Source organism: Rhodococcus sp. EPR-147, from assembly GCF_001647185.1.
Lineage (GTDB): Bacteria > Actinomycetota > Actinomycetes > Mycobacteriales > Mycobacteriaceae > Rhodococcoides.
Genome location: NZ_LVCU01000040.1, coordinates 1 through 20,004, shown reverse-complemented (window position 1 = coordinate 20,004; position 20,004 = coordinate 1). Strand labels below are relative to the sequence as shown.

The 20,004-nt window shown below is 65.1% G+C and carries 19 protein-coding genes, 1 tRNA gene and 1 pseudogene; 10 read left to right on the top strand and 11 right to left on the bottom strand.

Annotated elements, in window-relative coordinates; translation table 11 throughout:
* Together A2J02_RS01800 and nudC are read left to right on the top strand one after the other, a co-directional pair.
* Positions 1-279, top strand: a pseudogene (locus tag A2J02_RS01800) (potassium transporter Kef); the annotation flags it as partial.
* Positions 280-303: 24 nt separating this feature from the next.
* A complete protein-coding gene (gene nudC / locus A2J02_RS01795; protein WP_068045985.1) occupies positions 304-1,206 on the top strand; it encodes an NAD(+) diphosphatase in 903 nt (300 codons plus the stop codon).
* Between the two features lie 7 nt (positions 1,207-1,213).
* Here the strand turns inward: nudC and A2J02_RS01790 are convergent, their stop codons facing one another.
* Positions 1,214-1,483 carry a mycoredoxin gene (locus tag A2J02_RS01790; protein WP_032398313.1) on the bottom strand — a complete coding sequence of 90 codons (270 nt, stop codon included), beginning with the start codon at positions 1,481-1,483 and terminating at the stop codon, positions 1,214-1,216.
* 116 nt (positions 1,484-1,599) lie between these two features.
* Between A2J02_RS01790 and A2J02_RS01785 the strand changes: the two genes are divergently transcribed.
* The 3 genes from A2J02_RS01785 (at position 1,600) to A2J02_RS01775 (ending at position 4,638) form a co-directional block, all read left to right on the top strand.
* On the top strand, positions 1,600-3,714 hold the full coding sequence (locus A2J02_RS01785) for an ATP-dependent DNA helicase UvrD2 (protein WP_373455157.1): 2,115 nt from the start codon (positions 1,600-1,602) through the stop codon (positions 3,712-3,714).
* A 144-nt stretch (positions 3,715-3,858) separates the two neighbouring features.
* Positions 3,859-4,164 (top strand): hypothetical protein, encoded by a 306-nt coding sequence (locus A2J02_RS01780; protein ID WP_068045974.1) that lies wholly within the window; start codon positions 3,859-3,861, stop codon positions 4,162-4,164.
* A gap of 153 nt (positions 4,165-4,317) precedes the next feature.
* A complete protein-coding gene (locus A2J02_RS01775; protein WP_068045970.1) occupies positions 4,318-4,638 on the top strand; it encodes a WhiB family transcriptional regulator in 321 nt (106 codons plus the stop codon).
* Between the two features lie 34 nt (positions 4,639-4,672).
* On the opposite strand, the gene A2J02_RS01770 is transcribed toward A2J02_RS01775, so the two are convergent.
* From A2J02_RS01770 to A2J02_RS01760, 3 genes are all read right to left on the bottom strand, one after another.
* Positions 4,673-5,983, bottom strand: a complete 1,311-nt coding sequence (locus tag A2J02_RS01770; protein WP_068045967.1) for an ABC1 kinase family protein — start codon at positions 5,981-5,983, stop codon at positions 4,673-4,675.
* Between the two features lie 91 nt (positions 5,984-6,074).
* The gene (locus A2J02_RS01765) at positions 6,075-6,968 is read right to left on the bottom strand and encodes a hypothetical protein (RefSeq protein WP_068045965.1); all 894 of its coding nucleotides are present in this window, start codon (positions 6,966-6,968) and stop codon (positions 6,075-6,077) included.
* A 122-nt stretch (positions 6,969-7,090) separates the two neighbouring features.
* Positions 7,091-8,488 carry a zinc-dependent metalloprotease gene (locus A2J02_RS01760; protein ID WP_068045963.1) on the bottom strand — a complete coding sequence of 466 codons (1,398 nt, stop codon included), beginning with the start codon at positions 8,486-8,488 and terminating at the stop codon, positions 7,091-7,093.
* A gap of 146 nt (positions 8,489-8,634) precedes the next feature.
* Between A2J02_RS01760 and A2J02_RS01755 the strand changes: the two genes are divergently transcribed.
* A complete protein-coding gene (locus A2J02_RS01755) occupies positions 8,635-9,660 on the top strand; it encodes a YlbL family protein (RefSeq protein ID WP_068045962.1) in 1,026 nt (341 codons plus the stop codon).
* 13 nt (positions 9,661-9,673) lie between these two features.
* Here A2J02_RS01755 and A2J02_RS01750 read toward each other — a convergent pair whose 3' ends face one another.
* Complete coding sequence (locus A2J02_RS01750) at positions 9,674-10,252, bottom strand: PPA1309 family protein (RefSeq protein ID WP_176460511.1); 579 nt, start codon at positions 10,250-10,252, stop codon at positions 9,674-9,676.
* A gap of 276 nt (positions 10,253-10,528) precedes the next feature.
* Here A2J02_RS01750 and A2J02_RS01745 point away from each other — a divergent pair, with 276 nt between their 5' ends.
* A complete protein-coding gene (locus A2J02_RS01745; RefSeq protein ID WP_176460494.1) occupies positions 10,529-13,489 on the top strand; it encodes a UPF0182 family protein in 2,961 nt (986 codons plus the stop codon).
* A 147-nt stretch (positions 13,490-13,636) separates the two neighbouring features.
* Here A2J02_RS01745 and A2J02_RS01740 read toward each other — a convergent pair whose 3' ends face one another.
* Positions 13,637-14,200, bottom strand: coding sequence for a transglycosylase family protein (locus A2J02_RS01740; protein WP_068045957.1), 564 nt, complete (start codon positions 14,198-14,200; stop codon positions 13,637-13,639).
* A 504-nt stretch (positions 14,201-14,704) separates the two neighbouring features.
* Between A2J02_RS01740 and A2J02_RS01735 the strand changes: the two genes are divergently transcribed.
* Positions 14,705-14,778 (top strand) — tRNA-Met (locus tag A2J02_RS01735).
* Positions 14,779-14,890: 112 nt separating this feature from the next.
* Positions 14,891-15,406, top strand: coding sequence for a putative immunity protein (locus A2J02_RS01730; RefSeq protein WP_068045955.1), 516 nt, complete (start codon positions 14,891-14,893; stop codon positions 15,404-15,406).
* Positions 15,407-15,448: 42 nt separating this feature from the next.
* Here A2J02_RS01730 and A2J02_RS01725 read toward each other — a convergent pair whose 3' ends face one another.
* Entirely contained in the window at positions 15,449-15,691 is a 243-nt protein-coding gene (locus tag A2J02_RS01725; protein WP_231893691.1) for a hypothetical protein, read from the bottom strand.
* A 16-nt stretch (positions 15,692-15,707) separates the two neighbouring features.
* Here A2J02_RS01725 and A2J02_RS01720 point away from each other — a divergent pair, with 16 nt between their 5' ends.
* Positions 15,708-16,253 (top strand): GNAT family N-acetyltransferase, encoded by a 546-nt coding sequence (locus A2J02_RS01720; RefSeq protein WP_068045951.1) that lies wholly within the window; start codon positions 15,708-15,710, stop codon positions 16,251-16,253.
* Here the strand turns inward: A2J02_RS01720 and A2J02_RS01715 are convergent.
* The 4 genes from A2J02_RS01715 to A2J02_RS01700 form a co-directional block, all read right to left on the bottom strand.
* A complete protein-coding gene (locus A2J02_RS01715; RefSeq protein WP_068045947.1) occupies positions 16,226-17,506 on the bottom strand; it encodes an RNA polymerase sigma factor in 1,281 nt (426 codons plus the stop codon). The two genes, A2J02_RS01720 and A2J02_RS01715, sit on opposite strands and share 28 nt — an antisense overlap.
* Before the next feature lie 16 nt (positions 17,507-17,522).
* Complete coding sequence (locus A2J02_RS01710) at positions 17,523-17,867, bottom strand: YciI family protein (RefSeq protein WP_068045944.1); 345 nt, start codon at positions 17,865-17,867, stop codon at positions 17,523-17,525.
* A gap of 185 nt (positions 17,868-18,052) precedes the next feature.
* Positions 18,053-19,273 carry an acyl-CoA dehydrogenase family protein gene (locus A2J02_RS01705; protein WP_068045941.1) on the bottom strand — a complete coding sequence of 407 codons (1,221 nt, stop codon included), beginning with the start codon at positions 19,271-19,273 and terminating at the stop codon, positions 18,053-18,055.
* Between the two features lie 45 nt (positions 19,274-19,318).
* The coding region (locus tag A2J02_RS01700; protein WP_197477900.1) for an acyl-CoA dehydrogenase family protein at positions 19,319-20,004 on the bottom strand (686 nt) is incomplete at its 5' end.

The following is a 20,004-nucleotide window of genomic DNA, read 5'->3' as shown; positions in this document are numbered from 1 at the left end:
GTGGTCGTTTCCTCGGAGACCGCGGGACGTCTGCTCGGTATCGCCACGTCGACTCCGTCCGTCGTGGAGATGATCGAAGATCTGTTGACGCCGGAGGCGGGCTTCGCGATCGCGGAGCGCGAAGTCGAGCGTGACGAGGTGGGCGGTTCTCCGCGGCACCTGACCGACATCGTTCTCGGGGTGGTGCGGGGCGGCAAACTGTTCCGAGTCGGTACGCCGGAAGTCGATGCGGTCGAGGCCTCCGACCGACTGCTCTACATCCGTCGCGTCGGCGACTAGTCACGGCCAAGTAGGGTCGTGCGCGTGCCGAAATTCCAACTCGCTCACCCCCCTCGACTGTCCCGATCGCCACTGAACAGGGCAGAAGAACTTCGCCGAGACACCGCAGCGTTGGCAGCGGGTTGGCCGACTGCTCGCATCCTGAACGTGGACGGCAGAGGCCGATTCCCGGTTGACGAGAACGGCCTGGTGTTCGGCTCTGCCGCGGATCTCGCTACCGAGCCGACGGCCGATGCGGTGTTCCTCGGAATTCACGGCGATCGGCATCTGTGGGCCCGCCGGGTGGAGGTCGTGGCGGGCACGGTCGGCGACCTGCGCACCGACGGCGATCGACTCGACAGCGCCGCGTTGTCGACGGTGACCGGAGCCCTGGCGATCCTCAATTGGCATGCGAGCGCGCAATTCAGCTCACTCGACGGCGCGCCGTCCGTTCCGTCGAGCGCAGGCTGGTCGCGAACGAGCACGTCCACCGGTCACGAGGAATTCCCGCGTACCGATCCGGCGGTGATCTGTCTCGTTCACGACGGCGGCGACCGAGTGCTGCTGGCGCGAGCACCCGCGTGGCCCGAGCGTCGCTTCTCGGTGCTCGCGGGCTTCGTCGAGGCCGGTGAGTCGCTGGAAACCTGTGTCACACGGGAGATCAGAGAAGAAGTGGGCCTCGACGTCTCCGGTATCGAGTATCTGGGCAGCCAGCCGTGGCCGTTTCCGCGATCGGTGATGATCGGGTTCTCCGCCGTCGCCGACCCGGAGCAACCGCTGCACTTTCAGGACGGCGAGATCGCCGAGGCCCACTGGTTCGATCGGGCCGAAGTTCTCGCCGCGCTCGAGGTGGGCGACTGGGGATCGGATTCGACGTCCCGGTTGCTTCTGCCGGGCTCGATCTCCATCGCACGGGGAATGCTCGAGGCGTGGGCGGCGACGGCCTGACGTCCGGTCAGAGCGAGAGTGCGCGCTTGACCTCGGCCAGAGTGGGGTTCGTGGCCGTCGAGCCGTCGGCGAAGAGCACGGTCGGCACCACATGGTTGCCGTTGTTGACGCTGCCGACGAAGTCGGCCGACTCCGGGTTCTGCTCGATGTCGATCTCGGCGTACTCGATTCCGGCCTGGTCGAGCTGGGTCTTGAGCCTGCGGCAGTAACCGCACCACGTGGTGGAGTAGACGGTCAGCGCGGCCGGGGTCTGCGGGGTGTTCTCGGTAGTGGTCACGTGAACAGTCAACAGGAGCACCGGCGCGATTGTTCCGGCCGACACCTGCATCGGCCGTCGGCCACCCGGTTCGGCCCCGGGTGGAACTGTCGGTACGCACTGACACAATGGTCCTCATGGCTGACGACGCGATGACCGCCGGACTCGATCCGGAGCAATCCGCGGCGGTACTGGCTCCCCGTGGCCCGGTCTGCGTTCTGGCCGGTGCGGGCACGGGAAAGACACGTACGATCACCCGACGCATCGCCCACCTCGTCTCTGCCGGGCACGTGTCCTCTGGGCAGGTGCTGGCGGTCACGTTCACCGCGCGCGCGGCAGGCGAGATGCGTGGCCGTCTGCGCGAGCTCGGCGTCGGGGGAGACGGTCCTCCGGTGCAGGCACGTACGTTTCACGCCGCGGCCATGCGCCAGCTCAAGTACTTCTGGCCTCAGGTGGTCGGCGACACCGGCTGGCAGCTGCTCGACCGCAAGTTCACCGTCGTCTCGCAGGCGGCGAACCGTGCCGGGGTGTCGACGTCGACGGACGCCATCCGCGATCTCGCGGGCGAGATCGAATGGGCCAAGGGATCGCTGATCGCACCCGAGGACTATCCGCGCATCGCGGCGAGCAATCGTCGTGACGTTCCGATGGACGCGACCAAGGTCGCCGCCGTCTACGCCGGTTACGAGGAGCTCAAGTCCCGCGGTGGTGACGGGATGTTGCTCGACTTCGACGACCTCCTGCTGCACACGGCCGCTGCGCTGGAAGAACATTCGTCGGTGGCCGACGAGTTCCGTGAGCGCTACCGCTGCTTCGTCGTCGACGAGTACCAGGACGTCACTCCGTTGCAGCAACGGGTGCTCGACGCCTGGGTGGGCGAGCGTGACGATCTCACCGTCGTCGGCGACGCGAACCAGACCATCTATTCCTTCACCGGCGCATCTCCGCGGTATCTACTCGACTTCTCACGGAAGTACCCCGAGGCCACCGTGGTTCGGCTCGAGCGCGACTACCGTTCCACACCCGAGGTGGTGTCGCTGGCCAATCGCGTGATCGGTGCCGCTCGCGGTCGCATCGCCGGCACCCGACTGCAGTTGATCGGTCAGCGTCAGCCGGGACCCGAGCCGGAGTTCTTCGAGTACGACGACGAGCCGGCGGAAGCCGATGGGGTAGCGCGCGCGGTCAAGCGATTGATCTCGAAGGGCGTCGAACCGGCCGAGATCGCGATTCTGTACCGCATCAACGCGCAGTCGGAGGCACACGAGCAGGCGTTGACCGAGCTGAAGATCCCTTACCAGGTGCGCGGCGGCGAGGGGTTCTTCACCAGGCCCGAGGTGCGGCAGGGAGTCAACGCGTTGCGGCAGGCAGGCGGTCGTGACGATCTGCCCGACGGCGCGCAGGCCGGCGAGGGACTGCCGGCTCTGGTGCGAGCGGTGTTGGCCCCGCTCGGCCTGACGGCAACCGAGCCGACCGGTGCACAGGCCCGCGAGAAGTGGGCATCTCTCGGCGGTCTGGTGCAGCTCACCGAAGAACTTCTGGTGCACGATCCGGAACTGACTCTCGAGAAGTTGTTGGGGGAGCTCGCCGCGCGCGCCGAGGCGCGGCACCCACCGACCGTCCAGGGCGTGACCCTTGCGTCGCTGCATGCGGCGAAGGGGCTCGAGTGGGATGCGGTGTTCATCGTCGGTCTCGCCGACGGCACTCTGCCGATCTCGCACGCGATCGGAAACGATCCCAGTGCCAACAACGAGGCGGCCGTCGAGGAGGAACGCAGGCTGCTCTACGTCGGTGTCACCCGCGCCCGTGTCCACCTGCATCTGTCCTGGGCGCTCGCCCGCAACGAGGGTGGACGCAAATCGCGGCGGCGGTCGAGGTTTCTCAACGGTCTGATCCCCGAGGACTCCCCCGCCTCGCGTATCGCCGCGCCTGCTGCCAAGAAGTCCGGGCCCAAGTGTCGGTTGTGCGGGAAGCCGTTGATCGGTACGTCCGCGACCATGCTGGGTCGGTGCGACAGTTGTCCGTCGAACGTCGACATCGCCCTGCTCGACGCGCTGAAGTCGTGGCGATTGGACAAGTCCCGCGAACTGAAGGTGCCCGCGTACGTGGTGTTCAGCGACAACACGCTGACGGCCATCGCGGAGCAGCAACCGCAGGACGAGCGTGGGTTGGTCGCGATTCCGGGAATCGGCGCCAAGAAGTTGGAGCGGTTCGGCGAAGAAGTTCTCACCGTGGTGCGAGCCTCGGACACGTGACGCGGAGGTCCGAAAATTTCCGCAAAACCGCAGGTAGAAAATAACTTGTGCAGATATCGGCAGGGGGCTTAGTCTGTTTCACGTGCCGCGGGAGATCGCGCACTGTCCAATCCGCCGACGAGACCAGAACAGGAGCTGAAGAAAATGATCAACACATTGCACGCCGCCGTTGCCCACGCAACCGTCGCGTTCAGCCCTGTCCTCGGCACGGCACCGTTCGGAGTTGCCCCCCTCGGCACTCATGCCGCCGCCGCAGGCTCTGTTGCGCAGACGTGGATTCGTTCCTCTGCTTTCGGCCCCATCCAGGAGTCCGCATATGCGGACTCGGTGTCGAATTCCGCCCAGGTCGCCCTGGCACCAGGAGCGAAAGCAGTTGCTCAGGCAGCTCGACGTCATCGCGCACCACGTGCGTCCGTGCTCGACAGCAGACACCGACTTCACTGTCGGTAGACGCTTCGACAAGCCCCACCAGGCCACGGACCCGCACTCGCGGACCGTGGCCTTTCTCGTTCAGGTAGTTCCTCTATCCGAGCGTGAGGCCGACTGGTTCGCATCACCCCTCGAACCGATAACGACGCCGCACGAAAAGTAGAGGAGACCGACGTGTCAACCGCCACGATCCGGACGACATGCCGACCAGAGTCCGAAAGTGCCTACGCTGCACAGTATTCGACCGAATCGGTCGAACTGGCCTTGTCGGTGCCCTGCCGAGCGGCGAACCCCGACATGTGGTTCGCCGACACCCCTGCCGAACTCGAGCAGGCCAAGGCGCTGTGCGCCCAATGCCCCATCCGGCGTACCTGCCTGAGCGCGGCCCTCGACCGCGCCGAGCCGTGGGGCGTCTGGGGCGGCGAGATCCTCGAGCAGGGTGTCGTCATCGCCCGCAAGCGTCCCCGGGGACGGCCACGCAAGAACGCAGCATGACGCCCGAGACCGGTGCCCGGTTTCGCCGAACGAATCAGTCGGTGAAGCCGGGCATCCACTCGGTGAGGATCGCCATGTACGGCGCGTAGGCGTCGAGTTGGGCACAGATTCCGACCAGCCCGCCCAGCACGCGAAAGATCATCACGTATTCCGCAGGCATGTTCAGTGCCCGAACGGTGCGGAACTGCGCACTGTTGAAATCTGCAGCGGTGCCCGCGGCCTTCTGCAGCCAGGCCCGGGTGAAGTGGAACGATTCGGTGTGAATCGGATCGGTGAAGGGACGCAGATAGTCTTCGATCTCCTTCTCTGTCACCGTTCGGCCCGGCACCACGAAGCCGCTCTCCGTGAACAACACCACGAGCTCGTCGAACTTCTCGTCGCGGGCGAGCGAGACCATACGACCCAGGACGGGCGGGAGACCGTCGGGCATCGGAGCGCACGCACCGAAGTCGATGACACCCATGCGTCCGTCGTCGAGCATCATGAAGTTGCCCGGATGAGGGTCGGCGTGCAGCAACTTCGCGCGCGCCGGGGACACGAATGCGAACAACGCGAGCAGTTCGCCCGCCCGGTTACGTTCCTCGGCCGTCCCGTTCGCGATCACATCGGCCAACGGCCTGCCGGTCATCCATTCGCTGACAACGACTTTGGGAGCACTGGCGACGATCTTGGGAATCGCGAACTGCGAGTCGCCTGCGAATTCCTTGCTGAAGGCACGTTGGTTCGCGGCCTCGATACGGTAATCCAGCTCGTCCTCGGTACGGGCCGTCAATTCTTCGAGCACCGGCTTGACGTCCGTGCCCGCGAGCACCGTGCTGAACAGGTTCGCGAACCGCGACAGCGTCTTGAGGTCGGAGCGCAATGCGTCGTCCGCGCCGGGGTACTGGATCTTGACCGCGACATCGCGTCCGTCGGCCCAGGTTGCGCGGTGCACCTGTCCGATGCTCGCCGACGCGATCGCAGTGTCGTCGAAATCGAGGAAACGTGACCGCCACGCAGTTCCGAGTTGCTGGTCCAACACCCGATGCACGGTCTTCGCGGGCATGGGCGGGCCCTGCGCCTGCAGTTTGGTCAACGCCTCGCGGTACGGCTCCGAATACTCCTCCGGAACGGCCGCTTCCATCACCGAGAGCATCTGCCCGAGCTTCATGGCACCGCCCTTGAGTTCCCCGAGAACGGAGAAGAGCTGTTCGGCTGCCTTCGCGGCCATGTCCGCATCGATTTCGTCACGATTGCCGCCGGCGAGCTTCTTGCCGAACCCCATGGCGGCACGACCGGCCATCCCGAGGGGAATGCTGGCCAGTTTTGCAGTACGAGTCGATCCACGGCGCGGTATGTCAGACACAGCTCCATCATGGCTGAACCTTCCGACAATTGCTCGGACCGCCCCGCGCCGACCCCATCGGTCGTGGTGAGCTCGCTATAAGCGCGTGTGGTCAGTGCCAGCAATCGCAGTGAGGATGCTTGGACCACAGGCGTTTGTGCACGGTGGTTCCGGTTGCTGCGAAGTCCAGTTCCATGGTGCAGTCGGCGGTCTCGGGAAGCGCGGCGTCGGAACGGCCGATGAGGTTCTCCAACTGAGCGAACGCGAACGCTGCCGTGGCCAACACCGTCGCGCTGCTGGCCTGGCCGACCGTGCCGAGCAGTTGAGCGGAAAGATGCGGCCACTCGGGCTCGAAGTCGCATCGCGTCAGATCTGCGCACCGCAGGCAACTCGTCCGACCGGGCAACACGAAAGGACCGACGATGCCCTTTCCGTCTCGCAGTCGCACCTGCAGATGTGGGATGCGCAGCCGCACCAGGTCGGTCACCAGTCGAGGTTCGGCAACCAGATCGTCGGCGAGCACCACGACGTCGTAGTTCCACGATCTCACCACCGAATGCGGATAGCGCGTCGGAGTCAGACTCGTTCGACTCACCGTGACACCGGTTCGACTCAGACCGGAGGCCAACGCGTCCGAGATCGGACCCCGCCCCACGAGGTGGACGGTCTTCACCGTCCCCGATCCGGCCTGCGACGCATGCGGCGAGGCGTCGGGCACCACGGGTTCTCTCGTGCCGTGCATCAGCAACCCGGAGTCCTCCAGTTCGCCGAGCATCGCCGAGGTCCGATTGGCCGAGAGTCCCAATGTCATTGCGTGACAGACGATATGAGGTCTGGAATGACCCGCGGCCAGCAGCCGGAGTATTTCGAGTATCGAGCCCGGTTCGGCACCGGGAGGTGGCGTGACGACGACGCTGGTCTCGGGATTCCAGCCCAACTGAACGGTGCCGTCTCGACGCGGCAGAATTGCCACTGCAGGATCGAGTCGAACGGTCGGTGTGATCATGAGACACACTCTGACAGCGCCGACAACGAAGAACGCCCGCTCAGGGCACGTTATCCACAGGGTGGAAGTGCCTCCGAGCAGGCGTTCGACGGTCTCGATCGAAGTGGCGCGAACCCGACGGGTCAGGGTGTGGATGAACCCTTCTCGGGGTCTCCGTCGGTGCCCTCGTCGTCGCCTTCCGCGGCGCGTTCGGCCGCTTCGGCGCGCTCCTTGGCCTCCATCGCCTCGAGCTGCGCGATCGGGTCGTCGAAGCTCGACGTTCCACCGCCGACCACGCGGTCGATGAACGCCGCGGGGTTGTCCAGGTCCGAGGAATCCGGCAGAAGATCGGGGTGTGCCCACACACCGTCGCGTCCCTCGACGTCGGCTGCGGCGAGGAGCTGACGCCACAGCTCGGCGGCCTCGCGAACCTTGCGGGGTCGCAGTTCCAGGCCGACCAGCGTCGCGAAGGTCTGTTCGGCGGGGCCTCCCGACGCCCGGCGGCGTCGGATCGTTTCGCCGAGTGCGACGGCACCGGGCAGGCGGTCGCCCAGAGCTGATGCAACCACTGTCTCGACCCATCCTTCGACCAGGGCGAGCAGTGTCTCGAGACGCTCGAGAGCGTGCTTCTGCTCCGGCGTCGTCTGTGGCTCGAAAGCACCCTGCTGCAGGATCGCCTCGATCTTCGACGGGTCGGTCAACGCGGACGGGTCGAGTCCTGCGGCGGCCTCCTCGATGGCCGAGAAGTCCATCCTGATCCCCCGCGCGTACTCCTCGACGGTGGCCAGAACCCGTTGCCGCAACCACGGAACGTGGCTGTACAGCCGCTGGTGGGCGGCTTCGCGTGCGGCGAGGAACACCAACACCTCACGGTCGGGCTGCTCGAGTCCCTCACTGAACGACGAGATGGCAGACGGCAGCAACGCCGCTGTTCCCGACGGTCCGAGGGGCAGGCCGATGTCGGTGGAGGTCAGCACCTCCTTGGACAGCTGGCCGAGTGCTTGGCCGAGCTGCGAGCCGAACGCCATCCCGCCCATCTGCGTCAGCATGCCCATCATCGGACCTGCCATCTGCTGCGCTTCGGCGGGCAGGCCGGAGGTCCACATGCCCGAGATCTGCTCGGCGACCGGGTCGCACAAGCGCTTCCAGGTGTCGATCGTGTTGTCGAGCCAATCGACCGGTGTCCATGCAACGGTCTTCGTAGCACCGGCCGGCAATGTCGTCGCCCCGTCCAGCCACAGTTCGGCCAGGTGTGCGGCGTCGGTGATGGCCTCACGTTCGCCTGCCGACACCGGGCTGAAATCGCCCATCTGCTGACGTGCGAGCTGTTTGGCGAGGTCGTAGTTCACCGGCCCCGACCCGGTTCCGCCCGCAGCTCCCATGCCGCTGAGCATCTGGCCGAACTGGGTGAGCATCTGGCCCAGCTGTGCGGGGTCGAATCCCTCGCCGCCGAAGCCGAAACCGGCAGGGTTGCCCGAGCCGTCCGGATCCTTCTTCTTGTCCGGGTCGTCGTCGGAGGCACCGAAACCAAAATTGCTCATGACTCAACGGTACAAGCCCGACGAACGTAGAGAGTGGTGGATCGTCACGCTGACGGCGAACAGTCCGAGCCGTGAGAAGTCGGCGCGGACGTACTCGGTAGGGGCGGTCTGCACCGTCGACCGTATTCGGATCTAGTGTCTACGGAGTGAACCGAAGGATCGCCACTCTTGTCGCTGCGCTGGTACCTGTGGTGGTGCTGGGCGTCACGGGCTCGGTCGTCACCGTTCCGTTCGCCGCTCTCGGCCCCGGCCCGACGTACAACACTCTCGGTGACGTCGACGGGGTACCCGTGGTGCAGATCGACGGAACCGAGGTCGACCCCACCGCGGGCCACTTGAACATGACGACCGTGGCCGTGCGCGATCAGCTCAATCTGTTCGAGGCACTCGGCTTCTGGGCCAGCGGCAGGCAAGGACTCGTTCCGCGCGAGGAGGTCTACCCGCCGGACATGTCGAAGGAAGAAGTGCAGGAGGGCAATCAGGCGGACTTCGAGGAGTCGGAGTCCAGCGCCGAACTCGCCGCGCTGCATCATCTGGATCTGCCGGTGACGCTCGCGGTGGCGAGTGTGGCCGATGACGGGCCCGCTGCCGGCGTGCTGAACGTGGGGGACACGCTCGTCTCGGTCGACGGAGCCCCTGTTTCCACGGCGTCCGCGGTCCGCGAGGCGGTCAGCTCCAGGGCCCCGGGTGATTCCATCGATATCGAGTACGTCCGGGACGGCACGACGCGGACGGATTCGGTGGTGCTCGAAGCCCGGCCCGACGACGACGCGTTGGGATACCTCGGCGTCACGCCCGAGGAGCAGCCGGACGTGCCGTTCGACGTGACGTTCAACCTTGCCGACGTCGGTGGACCGTCGGCCGGACTGATGTTCAGCCTGGCCGTGGTCGACAAGCTCAGTCCCGGTGAGCTGAGCAACGGAGAGTTCGTCGCGGGGACGGGGACCATCGACGCCGAAGGCACGGTCGGCCCCATCGGCGGCATTCCGTACAAACTGATCGCCGCCCGTGAAGCCGGAGCCACCACGTTCCTGGTACCGGATGCGAACTGCGGTGAGGCGCAACAGAACGTCCCCGACGGCCTCAGGCTGGTGCGTGTCGAATCGTTGGACGGTGCAATCGACTCGCTGCAGGCGATCGGCTCTGGCGGCGACGTGCCGTCCTGCAGCTGACCCAGCCCTGTCGCTAGTCGTCGTCGACGGCGTCGAACGTGGCGTAGAGACCGTGCACGACGTTGGGGGCCAGGTCCTCCGCGATGCGAAGGTCGATGGGTGCGAATGGATCGGCGTCCTCGTCCGGGTGCAACTGCAGAAGAGTCAGGGACGGACCGTCCTTGAGGACCGCGACGATCAATCGCGCATCTCGTTTCTCGGGGTGGTTCTCGGCAGCCGAGCGAGCGGCCTGGTCGGCCGCATCGGGATCGGCGAGCAGCGGGATCAAGGCATCGTCGAGGGTCGATTCGGCTGCCGGGGGAAGAACTACGATCTCTTGGACCAAGGCGCATCCGACGACACCCTCGGGCCACGTGGAGGTGGCCAGGAACTCGTCCAGGGCGGGGGAGCCGCCGGTGATGTCCTCGGGTAGCGAATGTTGTTGGATCGGAGTCAGGGCAGCGCCGTCGGCCAAATCGTCGAGCAGTCCCGGCTCGGCTGCGGCGAGTGCGGCTGTGGGCACCAAGGCGAACATCTGGGGTGCCTGGTGCCATCCGCCGGCATCGACGAAGTCCGCCACCTCCCGCGCGCACCGCGCCAAGGCGTCGGCCACATCCTGTCCACCCGTCTCGGGGTCGAACTCGACACCGAAATCGTCTCGGCCGGGCAGTCCGTCGCTGTCGTTGCTCACCGCACTATCCTCGCATTCGGATGGTTCCTCGGATGCGAGGCTCCTGACCTGCGGTCCGCTGTGGCCGCGGTACGGGCGTCGCAGCCGTAGGATCAACGTACGTACAGTAGGGCGAAACGGACATGCGGCGCACGGCGAGTGCGCCGCCGAAGTCATCTGCGGCGCCGGTCGGCGTCGCCCGAAGTTGGAGTGTGGCTCGTGGGCATGAGGCCCCCCACCGGCATGCCGTCCTTGTCGCGGCGCAGCCGGATCTTGCTCGTATTGGCCTTGGTAGCAGCAGGTTTGCTACTCATCGGTCCCCGTCTGATCGACGTGTACACGAACTGGTTGTGGTTCGGCGAAGTCGACTTCCGCGGCGTGTACACCACCACTCTGCTGACGCGGTTGGTGATCTTCTTCGTCGTCGCCCTGGTTGTGGGACTCATCGTGTTCGCAGCTCTGGCGGTGGCGTACCGCAACCGTCCGGTGTTCGTGCCCGTCGCCGGGCCCAACGATCCGATCGCGCGATACCGCACCACGGTGATGAGCCGACTGCGCCTGTTCGGCATCGGAATTCCTGTGGTGTTCGGGTTCCTGTCCGGCATGATCGCCCAGACCAATTGGGCGACCGTGCAATTGTTCATCCACGGCGGCGACTTCGGCATAACCGACCCGCAGTTCAATCTGGATGTCGGTTTCTACTCGTTCGACCTCCCGTTCTACCGGTTCATCCTCAACTGGCTGTTCGTCGCCGTCCTGGTTGCCTTCTTCGCGAACCTGGTGACGCAGTACGTGTTCGGTGGAATTCGTCTCGCCGGGCGCGAGGGTGCACTCACTCGCGCAGCGCGGATTCAACTCGCGGTTCTGGCCGGTACTTTCGTCCTGCTGAAGGCCATCGCGTACTGGTTCGATCGGTACACGCTGCTGTCGAGCAGTCGCAAGGAGCCGACGTTCACCGGTGCCAGCTTCACCGACATCAACGCGGTGTTGCCGGCCAAACTGATCCTGCTGGCAATCGCCGTCATCTGTGCGATCGCCTTCTTTGCAGCGATATTCCTGCGTGATCTCCGTATCCCGGCGTTGGCCACGGCTTTGTTGGTGCTGTCGTCGATCCTCATCGGTGCCGTCTGGCCGTTGGTGATGGAACAGTTCTCGGTGCGCCCGAACGCGGCGGACAAGGAGAGCACGTACATCGAGCGGAACATCGCGGCAACCAGGGACGCGTACGGCTTGAACGACGACGTGGTCACCTATCGGGACTATTCCGGTGAAGCGGCATTGAGCCCCGGCGAGGTGGCGTCCGAGTCGGCCACGATGTCCAACATTCGTTTGCTCGACCCCAACATCCTCGCGCCCACCTTCACCCAGCAGCGTCAGATCCGTAACTTCTACGGGTTCCCCGACACGCTGGCCGTCGACCGGTACCCGGATGCGGACGGCAACCTGCGCGACTACGTTGTTGCAGCCCGCGAGATCTCACCGCAGACGCTCGACGCGAACCAGCGGGACTGGATCAACCGCCACACCGTGTTCACACACGGAAACGGCTTCGTCGCAGCGCCGGCCAACTCCGTCGACGAGGCCGTCGCAGACGAGTCCAGCGGCGGACGCGGTGGTTACCCGAACTACCAGGTCAACTGGATCGAGAACGATTCCGAGGGCACCATCCGCAAGGACGGACCCGGCGACCTGGATCAGCCGCGCATCTACTTCGGCCCGGTCATCGCCAACTCCGATGCCGACTACTCGATCGTCGGTTCCACCGGCGAGCCCCGCGAGTACGACACCGACAGCAAGAGTTACACCTACACCGGTGCCGCAGGCGTCGACGTCGGTAACTTCTTCAATCGACTCGTGTTCGCCAGCAAGTACGCCGAGCGCAACATCTTGTTCTCGAGCGTGATCGGGGACGAGTCGAAGATCCTGTTCAACCGTGACCCCCGCGACCGCGTACAGAAGGTCGCACCGTGGTTGACCACGGATGGATCGACCTACCCGGCGATCGTCGAGGGCAAGCTCGTCTGGATCATCGACGGGTACACCACGTTGGACAACTTCCCGTACGCCCAGCGCATGTCGCTCGAGGACGCCACTGCCGACAGCATCGAGTCGACGACGACACGTGCGCTGCCGAGCCGAGAGGTGTCTTACATCCGAAACTCGGTGAAGGCCACCGTCGATGCCTACGACGGCACCGTCAAGCTCTACGAGCAGGACGAGAACGATCCGGTTCTCAAGGCATGGGAAGGCGTGTTCCCGGGAACCGTCATCCCGAAGGACCAGGTGTCCGACGAACTGCGCGATCACTTCCGCTACCCGGAAGACCTGTTCAAGGTCCAGCGTGAACTGCTGACCAAGTACCACGTCAACGATCCGCGAGAGTTCTTCACCAACAACGCGTTCTGGGAGGTTCCCACCGACCCGACCGCAGAGAACACCGCGGCCAAGCAGCCGCCGTACTACGTCGTCGCATCCGATATCTCGAACCAGGAGAATCAGGCGTCGTTCCAGCTGACCAGTGCGTTGGTCGGTTACCGCCGAGAGGTGTTGGGCGCGTACGTCAGTGCGGATTCCGATCCGGAGAACTACGGCAAGATCACCGTGTTGAGATTGCCGACGGATACATCCACGCAGGGTCCGAATCAGGTACAGAACCAGATGACGACCACGACCGACGTGTCCGAGAGTCTCGGTATCGTGCGCCGAGAGAACACCGTGGAGTTCGGAAACCTGCTGACCCTCCCGGTCGGCGACGGCGGATTGATCTACGTGGAACCGGTGTACGCCTCTCGTACCAACGAGGCGTCGGCGTATCCGCAGTTGATTCGAGTGTTGGTTTCCTACGAGGGTCGCGTCGGATACGCAGCGACGCTGCCCGAAGCGATCGAGCAGGTCTTCGGAGCGGGTGCCGGACGCACTGTCACCGCACCCGGTGAGACCGACGGAACCGCGCAGCCCGGTGCCGTGCCGGAGACCGCACCGTCCGACGGTGGCACGCCTGCGGCAACTCCGGCGCCGGCCACCGGCGGTTCGACGACCAGGGATGCGGCCGTGTCCGAATTGAATTCGGCACTCGCGGCTGTGCGCACTGCGCAGCAGAGCGGAAATCTCGCGGAGCTCGGTACTGCGTTGGAGGATCTGCAGACCGCCGTCGATACCTACAACCAGGCAGGTAACTGATCGGTAGGGCCACGGCCCGCTGACCGAGCGAAAGAGCCGCCTCACCGAATGGTGAGGCGGCTCTTTCGTCGTTCGTCACCTGGCTCGTTCACGCGGTACAGCGGTACAACGCCTAGGTGAGTGGCAGTTCGACGAACTGCCGGGTGATCAGCGTCCGATGGGCGCGAGCACCGGGGCGTTGGCAGCAACGAAGTGCTGGAACTGCGTGCTCAAGCCGTACTGGTCGGCCAGCTTGGACGCCGCGTCGAACGCGCCCTGTGCAGCCTGCGTGGCCGCTGCGGCCTCGGGAGCCACGGCCGGTGCCGGTGCCGGTGCGGGAGCCGGCTGCGGTGCCGGTGCGGGAGCTGCCTCGGGCGCGGGAGCGGAGGCACCCTTGCTCAGCTGCTGACCGCACACGGGCCATGCGCCCGGTCCCTGGGTCTGAAGGGTGTTCTCCGCAACGCGGATCTGCTCGGCCTTTGATGCGTTGGCCGGTGATCCGGATCCGCCGTTGGCCGTCCAGGTGCTCTGCGAGAACTGCAGGCCACCGTAGTAGCCGTTTCCGGTGTTGATGCTCCAGTTGCCACCGCTCTCGCACTGTGCGACCGCGTCCCAGTTGTTCGGGGCTGCGCTGGCGGTTCCGGCGGAGACGCCGAGGGGAATTGCTACAGCGGCACCTGCGATGACGGCCAATCCGAGTGCGCGCTTGCCAACATTGTTCAGTGTGGTCATTCGGGGTGAATCCTCTCCGCGCTCGACTGGCGCGACTGGCCTGCAATCACCTCGCCGGTGTGGATGGCGATGGGTGACCAGGCGCTTCGTATCGTCGCGGCTCTGCCCCCGTACGTCTTGGGGACCACACCCGCGGGGCAGAGCGAAAGGAGCGGCGGGGTGGTGCAGGCCCAGCGGTTTAGGGCCGTCCGTGAAGGTAGTCGAGGATCCGTTCACCGTCACTGAGCCGGAATGGGATAGTCGATGTCCACATAGTGGGACGCGAGGGGGTGTTTCCGCAGCTCAGACCAGCTCGTGGCGCTAATGTTTCTACTTCGTAACCCGAACGTTATGTGACTCGAAACACGCCTCAAAAGAGACGCGGAGCACTATTTTCTGCGGCGTTCGGCGTGATAAACGCGTGCCGTGACGCGTCGCGGTGTACTCGTTCGGGGTGCGCGAGAGCGCGGAGAAGTCACGTGATTTGCATTGGTTGTACGCACGGGAGTAACTTCATAGACGCAACGCGGGGTGGAGCAGCTCGGTAGCTCGCTGGGCTCATAACCCAGAGGTCGCAGGTTCAAATCCTGTCCCCGCTACTACTGAAGAAGACCCAGGACATATGTCCTGGGTCTTTTTGCGTGCTCGGATGGGTCCGGAACGGACTCTCGGCCGCAGTCTGCACGTTCGATACCGGAAGGTTCGCCTCGCATGATTCTCCCCGCCGTCCGAGATCCGCGCCTCATCACCGTGCATCGCGGCGGCCTTCTGTCCGACGACGACCATCGGAGCCTCGCGCTCTGGGCGGCCGAGTGTGCCGAACATGTTCTCCACCTGTTCGAGGAGCTCGAACCTTCCGACCCGCGGCCGCGTGAGGCAATCGAGGGCATTCGTGGGTGGACGCGCGGCGAGCTCGCGATGATGGCCACCCGCGCCCTCGGCGGGCACGCCATGGGTGCGGCACGGCCGCTGCACGGTTGCGCTCGCTTCGCCGCATACGCTGCGGGGCAGGCAGCCTGTGTGGCACACGTACCCGAACACGACCTCGGAGCGGCCGCCTATGCCATCAAGGCAGCTCGGGCGGCCGCGCGTGACGGCCTGGAGCCGAGTGCAGGTCTGAAGGAACTCGAATGGCAGCGCGACCGGCTCCCGAACAATGTGCGAAAACTGGTGCTGGAAGACCAGGAGAGAAGAAGCAGTATCTGTTGGTCGTTGTTCGACGGTTGAGCCGTCCAGTACGGTCGCGGTCGACCGGTCCGTATCGGGAGTTCAGTCCGTGATCTGCTCGCGGGCATCGTCACTGGTGACCGATTCGGAAGGGGCGGGGCCGCCCTCGTCGTCCGCATCATCGGCAGTGAGGTCGACGGTGTCCACGCCTTCGAGTGCGGTCAGTTCCTGCTCTGCCTCGGCGATGAGGCCTTTCGCGTTCTCTTCCATCTTCTTGATCCATTCGGCCATGACGGTGACACCCTTCGCTCGATCGTGTACCACCGGTCTACCAGACTTCTTCACCCCTAGGATCCATGGTGTGCCAACACGAACCTCGCGTCTCGATCTCGACGAGCCGGTCGGCACGGATCTCGATGAGCTGTACGCGATCTGCAGCGACCCGCAGTCGTGGACGCACTTCCCGAGCCTGCGACACACCGATCCCGGTGCAACCGAACGAATGTTGCAGAGCTGGGCGGAGCAGTGGCGGCGGGATGGACTGTCCACGTGGATCATTCGTGAGCGCGGCAGCCGCACGATCAGTGGCTACGGCGGATGCTCGAAGCGGCGGAACACCTTCTGGAATCTCGGGTATCGCCTCCATCCCGACGCACAGGGCAACGGGTACGCAACGGAGATGTGTGAGATCGGAGTCGAGTGTGCGCACCGAACCGAGCCCGAATTGCCGATCGTGGCGTACCTCCTCGAACACAACGTCGCGTCGGCCCGAGTGGCCGAGCGCGCGGGCTTGCAGTTGATCGCCCGTGGACCCGACGTCGGCAACCCCGATGTCGACGCAGTACGCCTGGTGTACTCAGACCGCTCGTTGACTGCAGATCAGGTGGACGTGGTGCTGTCGGCCTGACCGGGGTACGCGCGCACCTCCGCGAGCCGAGCGCGAAGCAGGCTTTTCTCCGGTGCGGTTCGGGCGAAATCCAACGCTCGTCGATAGTCGATTGCCGCCTCTTCGAACCTGCCGAGTCGTTGCAGCAGATCTGCTCTCGCCATGGGATACGGGTGATAGCGGCGTAGGGACGGCTCGTCGACAAGCAGGTCCAATTCGTGCAGACCGGCTGCGGGACCGTCGCGCATCGCCAGCGCAACCGCCCGGTTCAGCGCGACGATCGGGCTCGGTGCCCGCGTCATGAGTACGTCGTACAGGGCAACGATCTGAGGCCAGTCCGTGCTGTCGGCGTCGAGTGATTCGTCGTGCAGTGCAGCAATGGCAGCCTGTAGAGCGTAAGGACCGCTCCGGCCGCCGCCGAGAGCCACGACCACGAGTTCCCTACCCTCGGCGATGAACTCGGCATTCCAGAGTCGACGGTCTTGGTCGGCCAACAAGACGATCTCACCGTCCGGTCCGGTTCGCGCGTCGCGTCTGGCATCGACGAGCAACATCAGCGCCAGTAGACCCAACACCTCGGACTCCGTCGGCAATGCGGCGTACAGGAGACGGCCCATCCCGATGGCCTCGTCGGTGAGATCGATTCGTCCGACGTGATCACCCGACGTCGCCGAATAGCCCTCGGTGAAGATCGAATAGATCACCTCGAGCACCATCGGGACCCTGCCTGCCAACTCGTCCGGGCCCGGGAGACGGAACGGTATCCGTGCGGCCCGAATCTTGTTCTTGGCTCGCACTATTCGCTGCGCTGCTGTCGCCGGGGGGATGAGCAGAGCCCGGGCGACCTCACCGGTGGTGAGACCGGCCAGGCATCGAAGAGTCAGTGCGAGCCGGTCACCGGCGGCAAGGGCAGGATGCGCGCAGGTGAAGAACAACTGCAGTCGGTCGTCGGGCAGGGTCTCGTCGAGCGAATTCAAGCGACTCGGTTCGCTACGATCCGTATCCGCCTGCAGCACCCCGACTTTCGCGGCCAGGGTCTGGTCGCGCCGCAAGCGATCGACTGCCTTCCGCCGGGCAGTGGTGAGCAACCAGGCACCAGGCTTGGCCGGGACACCATCGACCGGCCAGTGTTTCAGGGCCGATTCGATGGCGTCCGAGGTCACTTCTTCGGCGAGGTCGAGGTCGCGATACCGCTGCACCAGCGAGGCGAGCAGAATCGAGCGCTCGGCGCGGAAGACCGAGTCGAGAGCTCGATGAACATCGGACTCGCTCATCGAACGGTCCCGCAGGTCAGAATTCTGCAAGGGGACGTACGATCACCGAGCCGCCGTCCTTGGAGCCCGGGCATCGGGCCGCCCATTCGAGTGCAGCGTCCAGATCGGGAACGTCGATGACGTCGTAGCCACCGAGAACCTCATGAGATTCGGCATACGGTCCGTCGGTGACACTGCGTTCTCCGGTGGCGGCGTCGACGCGCACAGCCGTGGCCGTGGTGAGATCAACCATCGCGTGACCGGAGACGTGAACGCCCGCGTCCTTCATCTCCTTCTCGTAGGTCATCCAGTCCTCGACACTGCTGCAGCCCGGTGCTGCTCCGGGCGCGGTGTCTGCGTTGATCAAGAGGATGTACTTCATGATGCGCTCCTGGGGTCGGTACCTCGGTGTCGCGGCGCGAGTCGCCGTACACGATGACGACGTTCGACAGACCACGATATCGACACCGGCTCCCGATTTTTCTTTCTCACACACGAAAAACGGCACCGGACGCAAGGTCCGGTGCCGTTCAGCGGTTACTCTTCGGCTCGACGACGAGCCAGGTGTCACTTCAGTTCTGCCGACGACTTTCCGAGTACGCGGCGAGCAACGATCAGCTGCTGAATCTGCTGCGTTCCCTCGAAGATGTCGAGAATCTTGGAGTCGCGGCTCCACTTCTCGAGAAGCGGGCGCTCCGAGTAGCCGTACGTGCCGGCCAATTCGACTGCCTTGAGGGTGATGTCGACTGCCGAGCGACCGGCCTTGGCCTTGGACATCGAGGCCTGGAGGGAGTTGGGCTCCTTGTTGTCGGCCATCCACGCCGCACGCAGTGCGAGCAGATGTGCTGCCTCCCAGTCCGCTTCGAGGCGCAGGAACTCCGCGGCCGCCGCGTGCTGGTTGTAGGCGGGCGTTTCGTAGGAGATGTCGACTCCGGCGTCCACCAGGATGGAACGCAGTTCTTCGAGAGCCGCACGTGCGACGCCGATCGCCATGCCTGCCACCAGGGGACGGGTGTTGTCGAACGTCTGCATGACGCCGGCGAAGCCCTTTTCGACGTTCACTTCGGCGGTACCGAGGAGGTTGTCCTTCGGGATGCGGCAGTCCTCGAGCAGCAGGGCTGCGGTGTCGGACGCCTTGATGCCCAGCTTGTGTTCGAGGCGGGCGACCGAGAGGCCCGGAGCGTCACGCGGGACGACGAACGACTTGATGGCCGCGCGGCCGAGCGACTTGTCGACCGTGGCCCACACCACGATGTGGGTGGAACGCTCGCCGGCGGTGACGTAGATCTTCTCGCCGTTGAGTACCCACTCGTCGCCGTCGAGGACGGCGGTGGTGGTGACAGCTGCGGAGTCCGAACCGAAGCCGGGCTCGGTGATGGCCATCGAAGCCCACACCTTGCCGAAGCGCTCGAGCTGCTCGTCGGTGGACACCGCGGCGATGGCCGAGTTACCGAGTCCCTGGTAGGGGATCGACAGGGTGAGGCCGACGTCGCCCCAGCAGGTCTCGATCACGTTCACCAGAGCGGACATGTTGCCGCCGTTGGCGTTCGCGGTCTTGCTGGGCTTGGCCGACTCGCTGTCCTTCTCGCGGCCACCGGCGGCTCCGCCGATTTCGCCACCGGCGTCGGACATGCCTTCGACCATCGACGCCATGGTGTCGAGTTCCACCGGGTACTCGTGCTCGGCGAGGTCGTACTTGCGGGAGATCGGGCGGAAGATCTCGGCAGCGACCTGATGAGCCTGATTCGCCTGCGCCCGAAGCTTCTTGGGAAGTTCAAGATTGATCATCGTGTATGTCCTTGGGTGAGTGCCATGGAAATTCGGGGCGGCGAGCTAGATGAGAACGATGCCCTCGGCGACGCCGACGGACCGCAGATCGCGGTACCAACGCTCGACCGGGTGCTCCTTGGTGAAGCCGTGACCGCCGAGCAGCTGCACGCCGTCGGAACCGATCTGCATGCCCTTCTCGGAGGCGAGTCGACGGGCGAGCGCCGATTCACGAGTGAACGACAGTCCCTGCTCGGCCCGCGAAGCGCCGCGCAACGTGACCAACCGCATGCCGTCGAGCTCGATGGCGATGTTGGCGACCATGAATGCCACGGCCTGGCGATTGCTGATCGGCTCACCGAAGGCGACACGATCGTTGACGTACGGAATGACGTAGTCGAGTACGGCCTGGCTCGTACCGACGGCCAGCGATGCCCAGCCGAGTCGCGCGAGGCCGATCGCAGCGCTGTACTCGGCGGCACGCTGGTCTGCGTCACCGTCGCCGAGCAGGGCCGACTCGGGAACCGCGACGTCGGTCAGGATCAGGCGACCCAGGCCGGCTGCGCGCAGGCCCATGCTCGGGTCGGCTTCGACGACGAGGCCCTTGGAATCGGACTCGACGATGAAGAATGCCGGACGGCCTTCGAGTTCTGCGGCGATGACGAACAGCTCGGAACTGCCGGCAGCAGGCACGAGGCTCTTGACTCCGTTGAGCTTGTAGCCGCTGGGGGAGCGAACGGCCTTGGTCTGCA

Bases quoted from the DNA above. Each gene is read 5' to 3' on its own strand.
- A2J02_RS01785 (WP_373455157.1), top strand. From the start codon at position 1,600: ATGGCTGACGACGCGATGACCGCCGGACTCGATCCGGAGCAATCCGCG.
- A2J02_RS01780 (WP_068045974.1), top strand. From the start codon at position 3,859: ATGATCAACACATTGCACGCCGCCGTTGCCCACGCAACCGTCGCGTTC.
- A2J02_RS01765 (WP_068045965.1), bottom strand. From the start codon at position 6,968: ATGATCACACCGACCGTTCGACTCGATCCTGCAGTGGCAATTCTGCCG.
- A2J02_RS01760 (WP_068045963.1), bottom strand. From the start codon at position 8,488: ATGAGCAATTTTGGTTTCGGTGCCTCCGACGACGACCCGGACAAGAAG.
- A2J02_RS01740 (WP_068045957.1), bottom strand. From the start codon at position 14,200: ATGACCACACTGAACAATGTTGGCAAGCGCGCACTCGGATTGGCCGTC.
- A2J02_RS01730 (WP_068045955.1), top strand. From the start codon at position 14,891: ATGATTCTCCCCGCCGTCCGAGATCCGCGCCTCATCACCGTGCATCGC.
- A2J02_RS01715 (WP_068045947.1), bottom strand. From the start codon at position 17,506: ATGAGCGAGTCCGATGTTCATCGAGCTCTCGACTCGGTCTTCCGCGCC.
- A2J02_RS01710 (WP_068045944.1), bottom strand. From the start codon at position 17,867: ATGAAGTACATCCTCTTGATCAACGCAGACACCGCGCCCGGAGCAGCA.
- A2J02_RS01705 (WP_068045941.1), bottom strand. From the start codon at position 19,273: ATGATCAATCTTGAACTTCCCAAGAAGCTTCGGGCGCAGGCGAATCAG.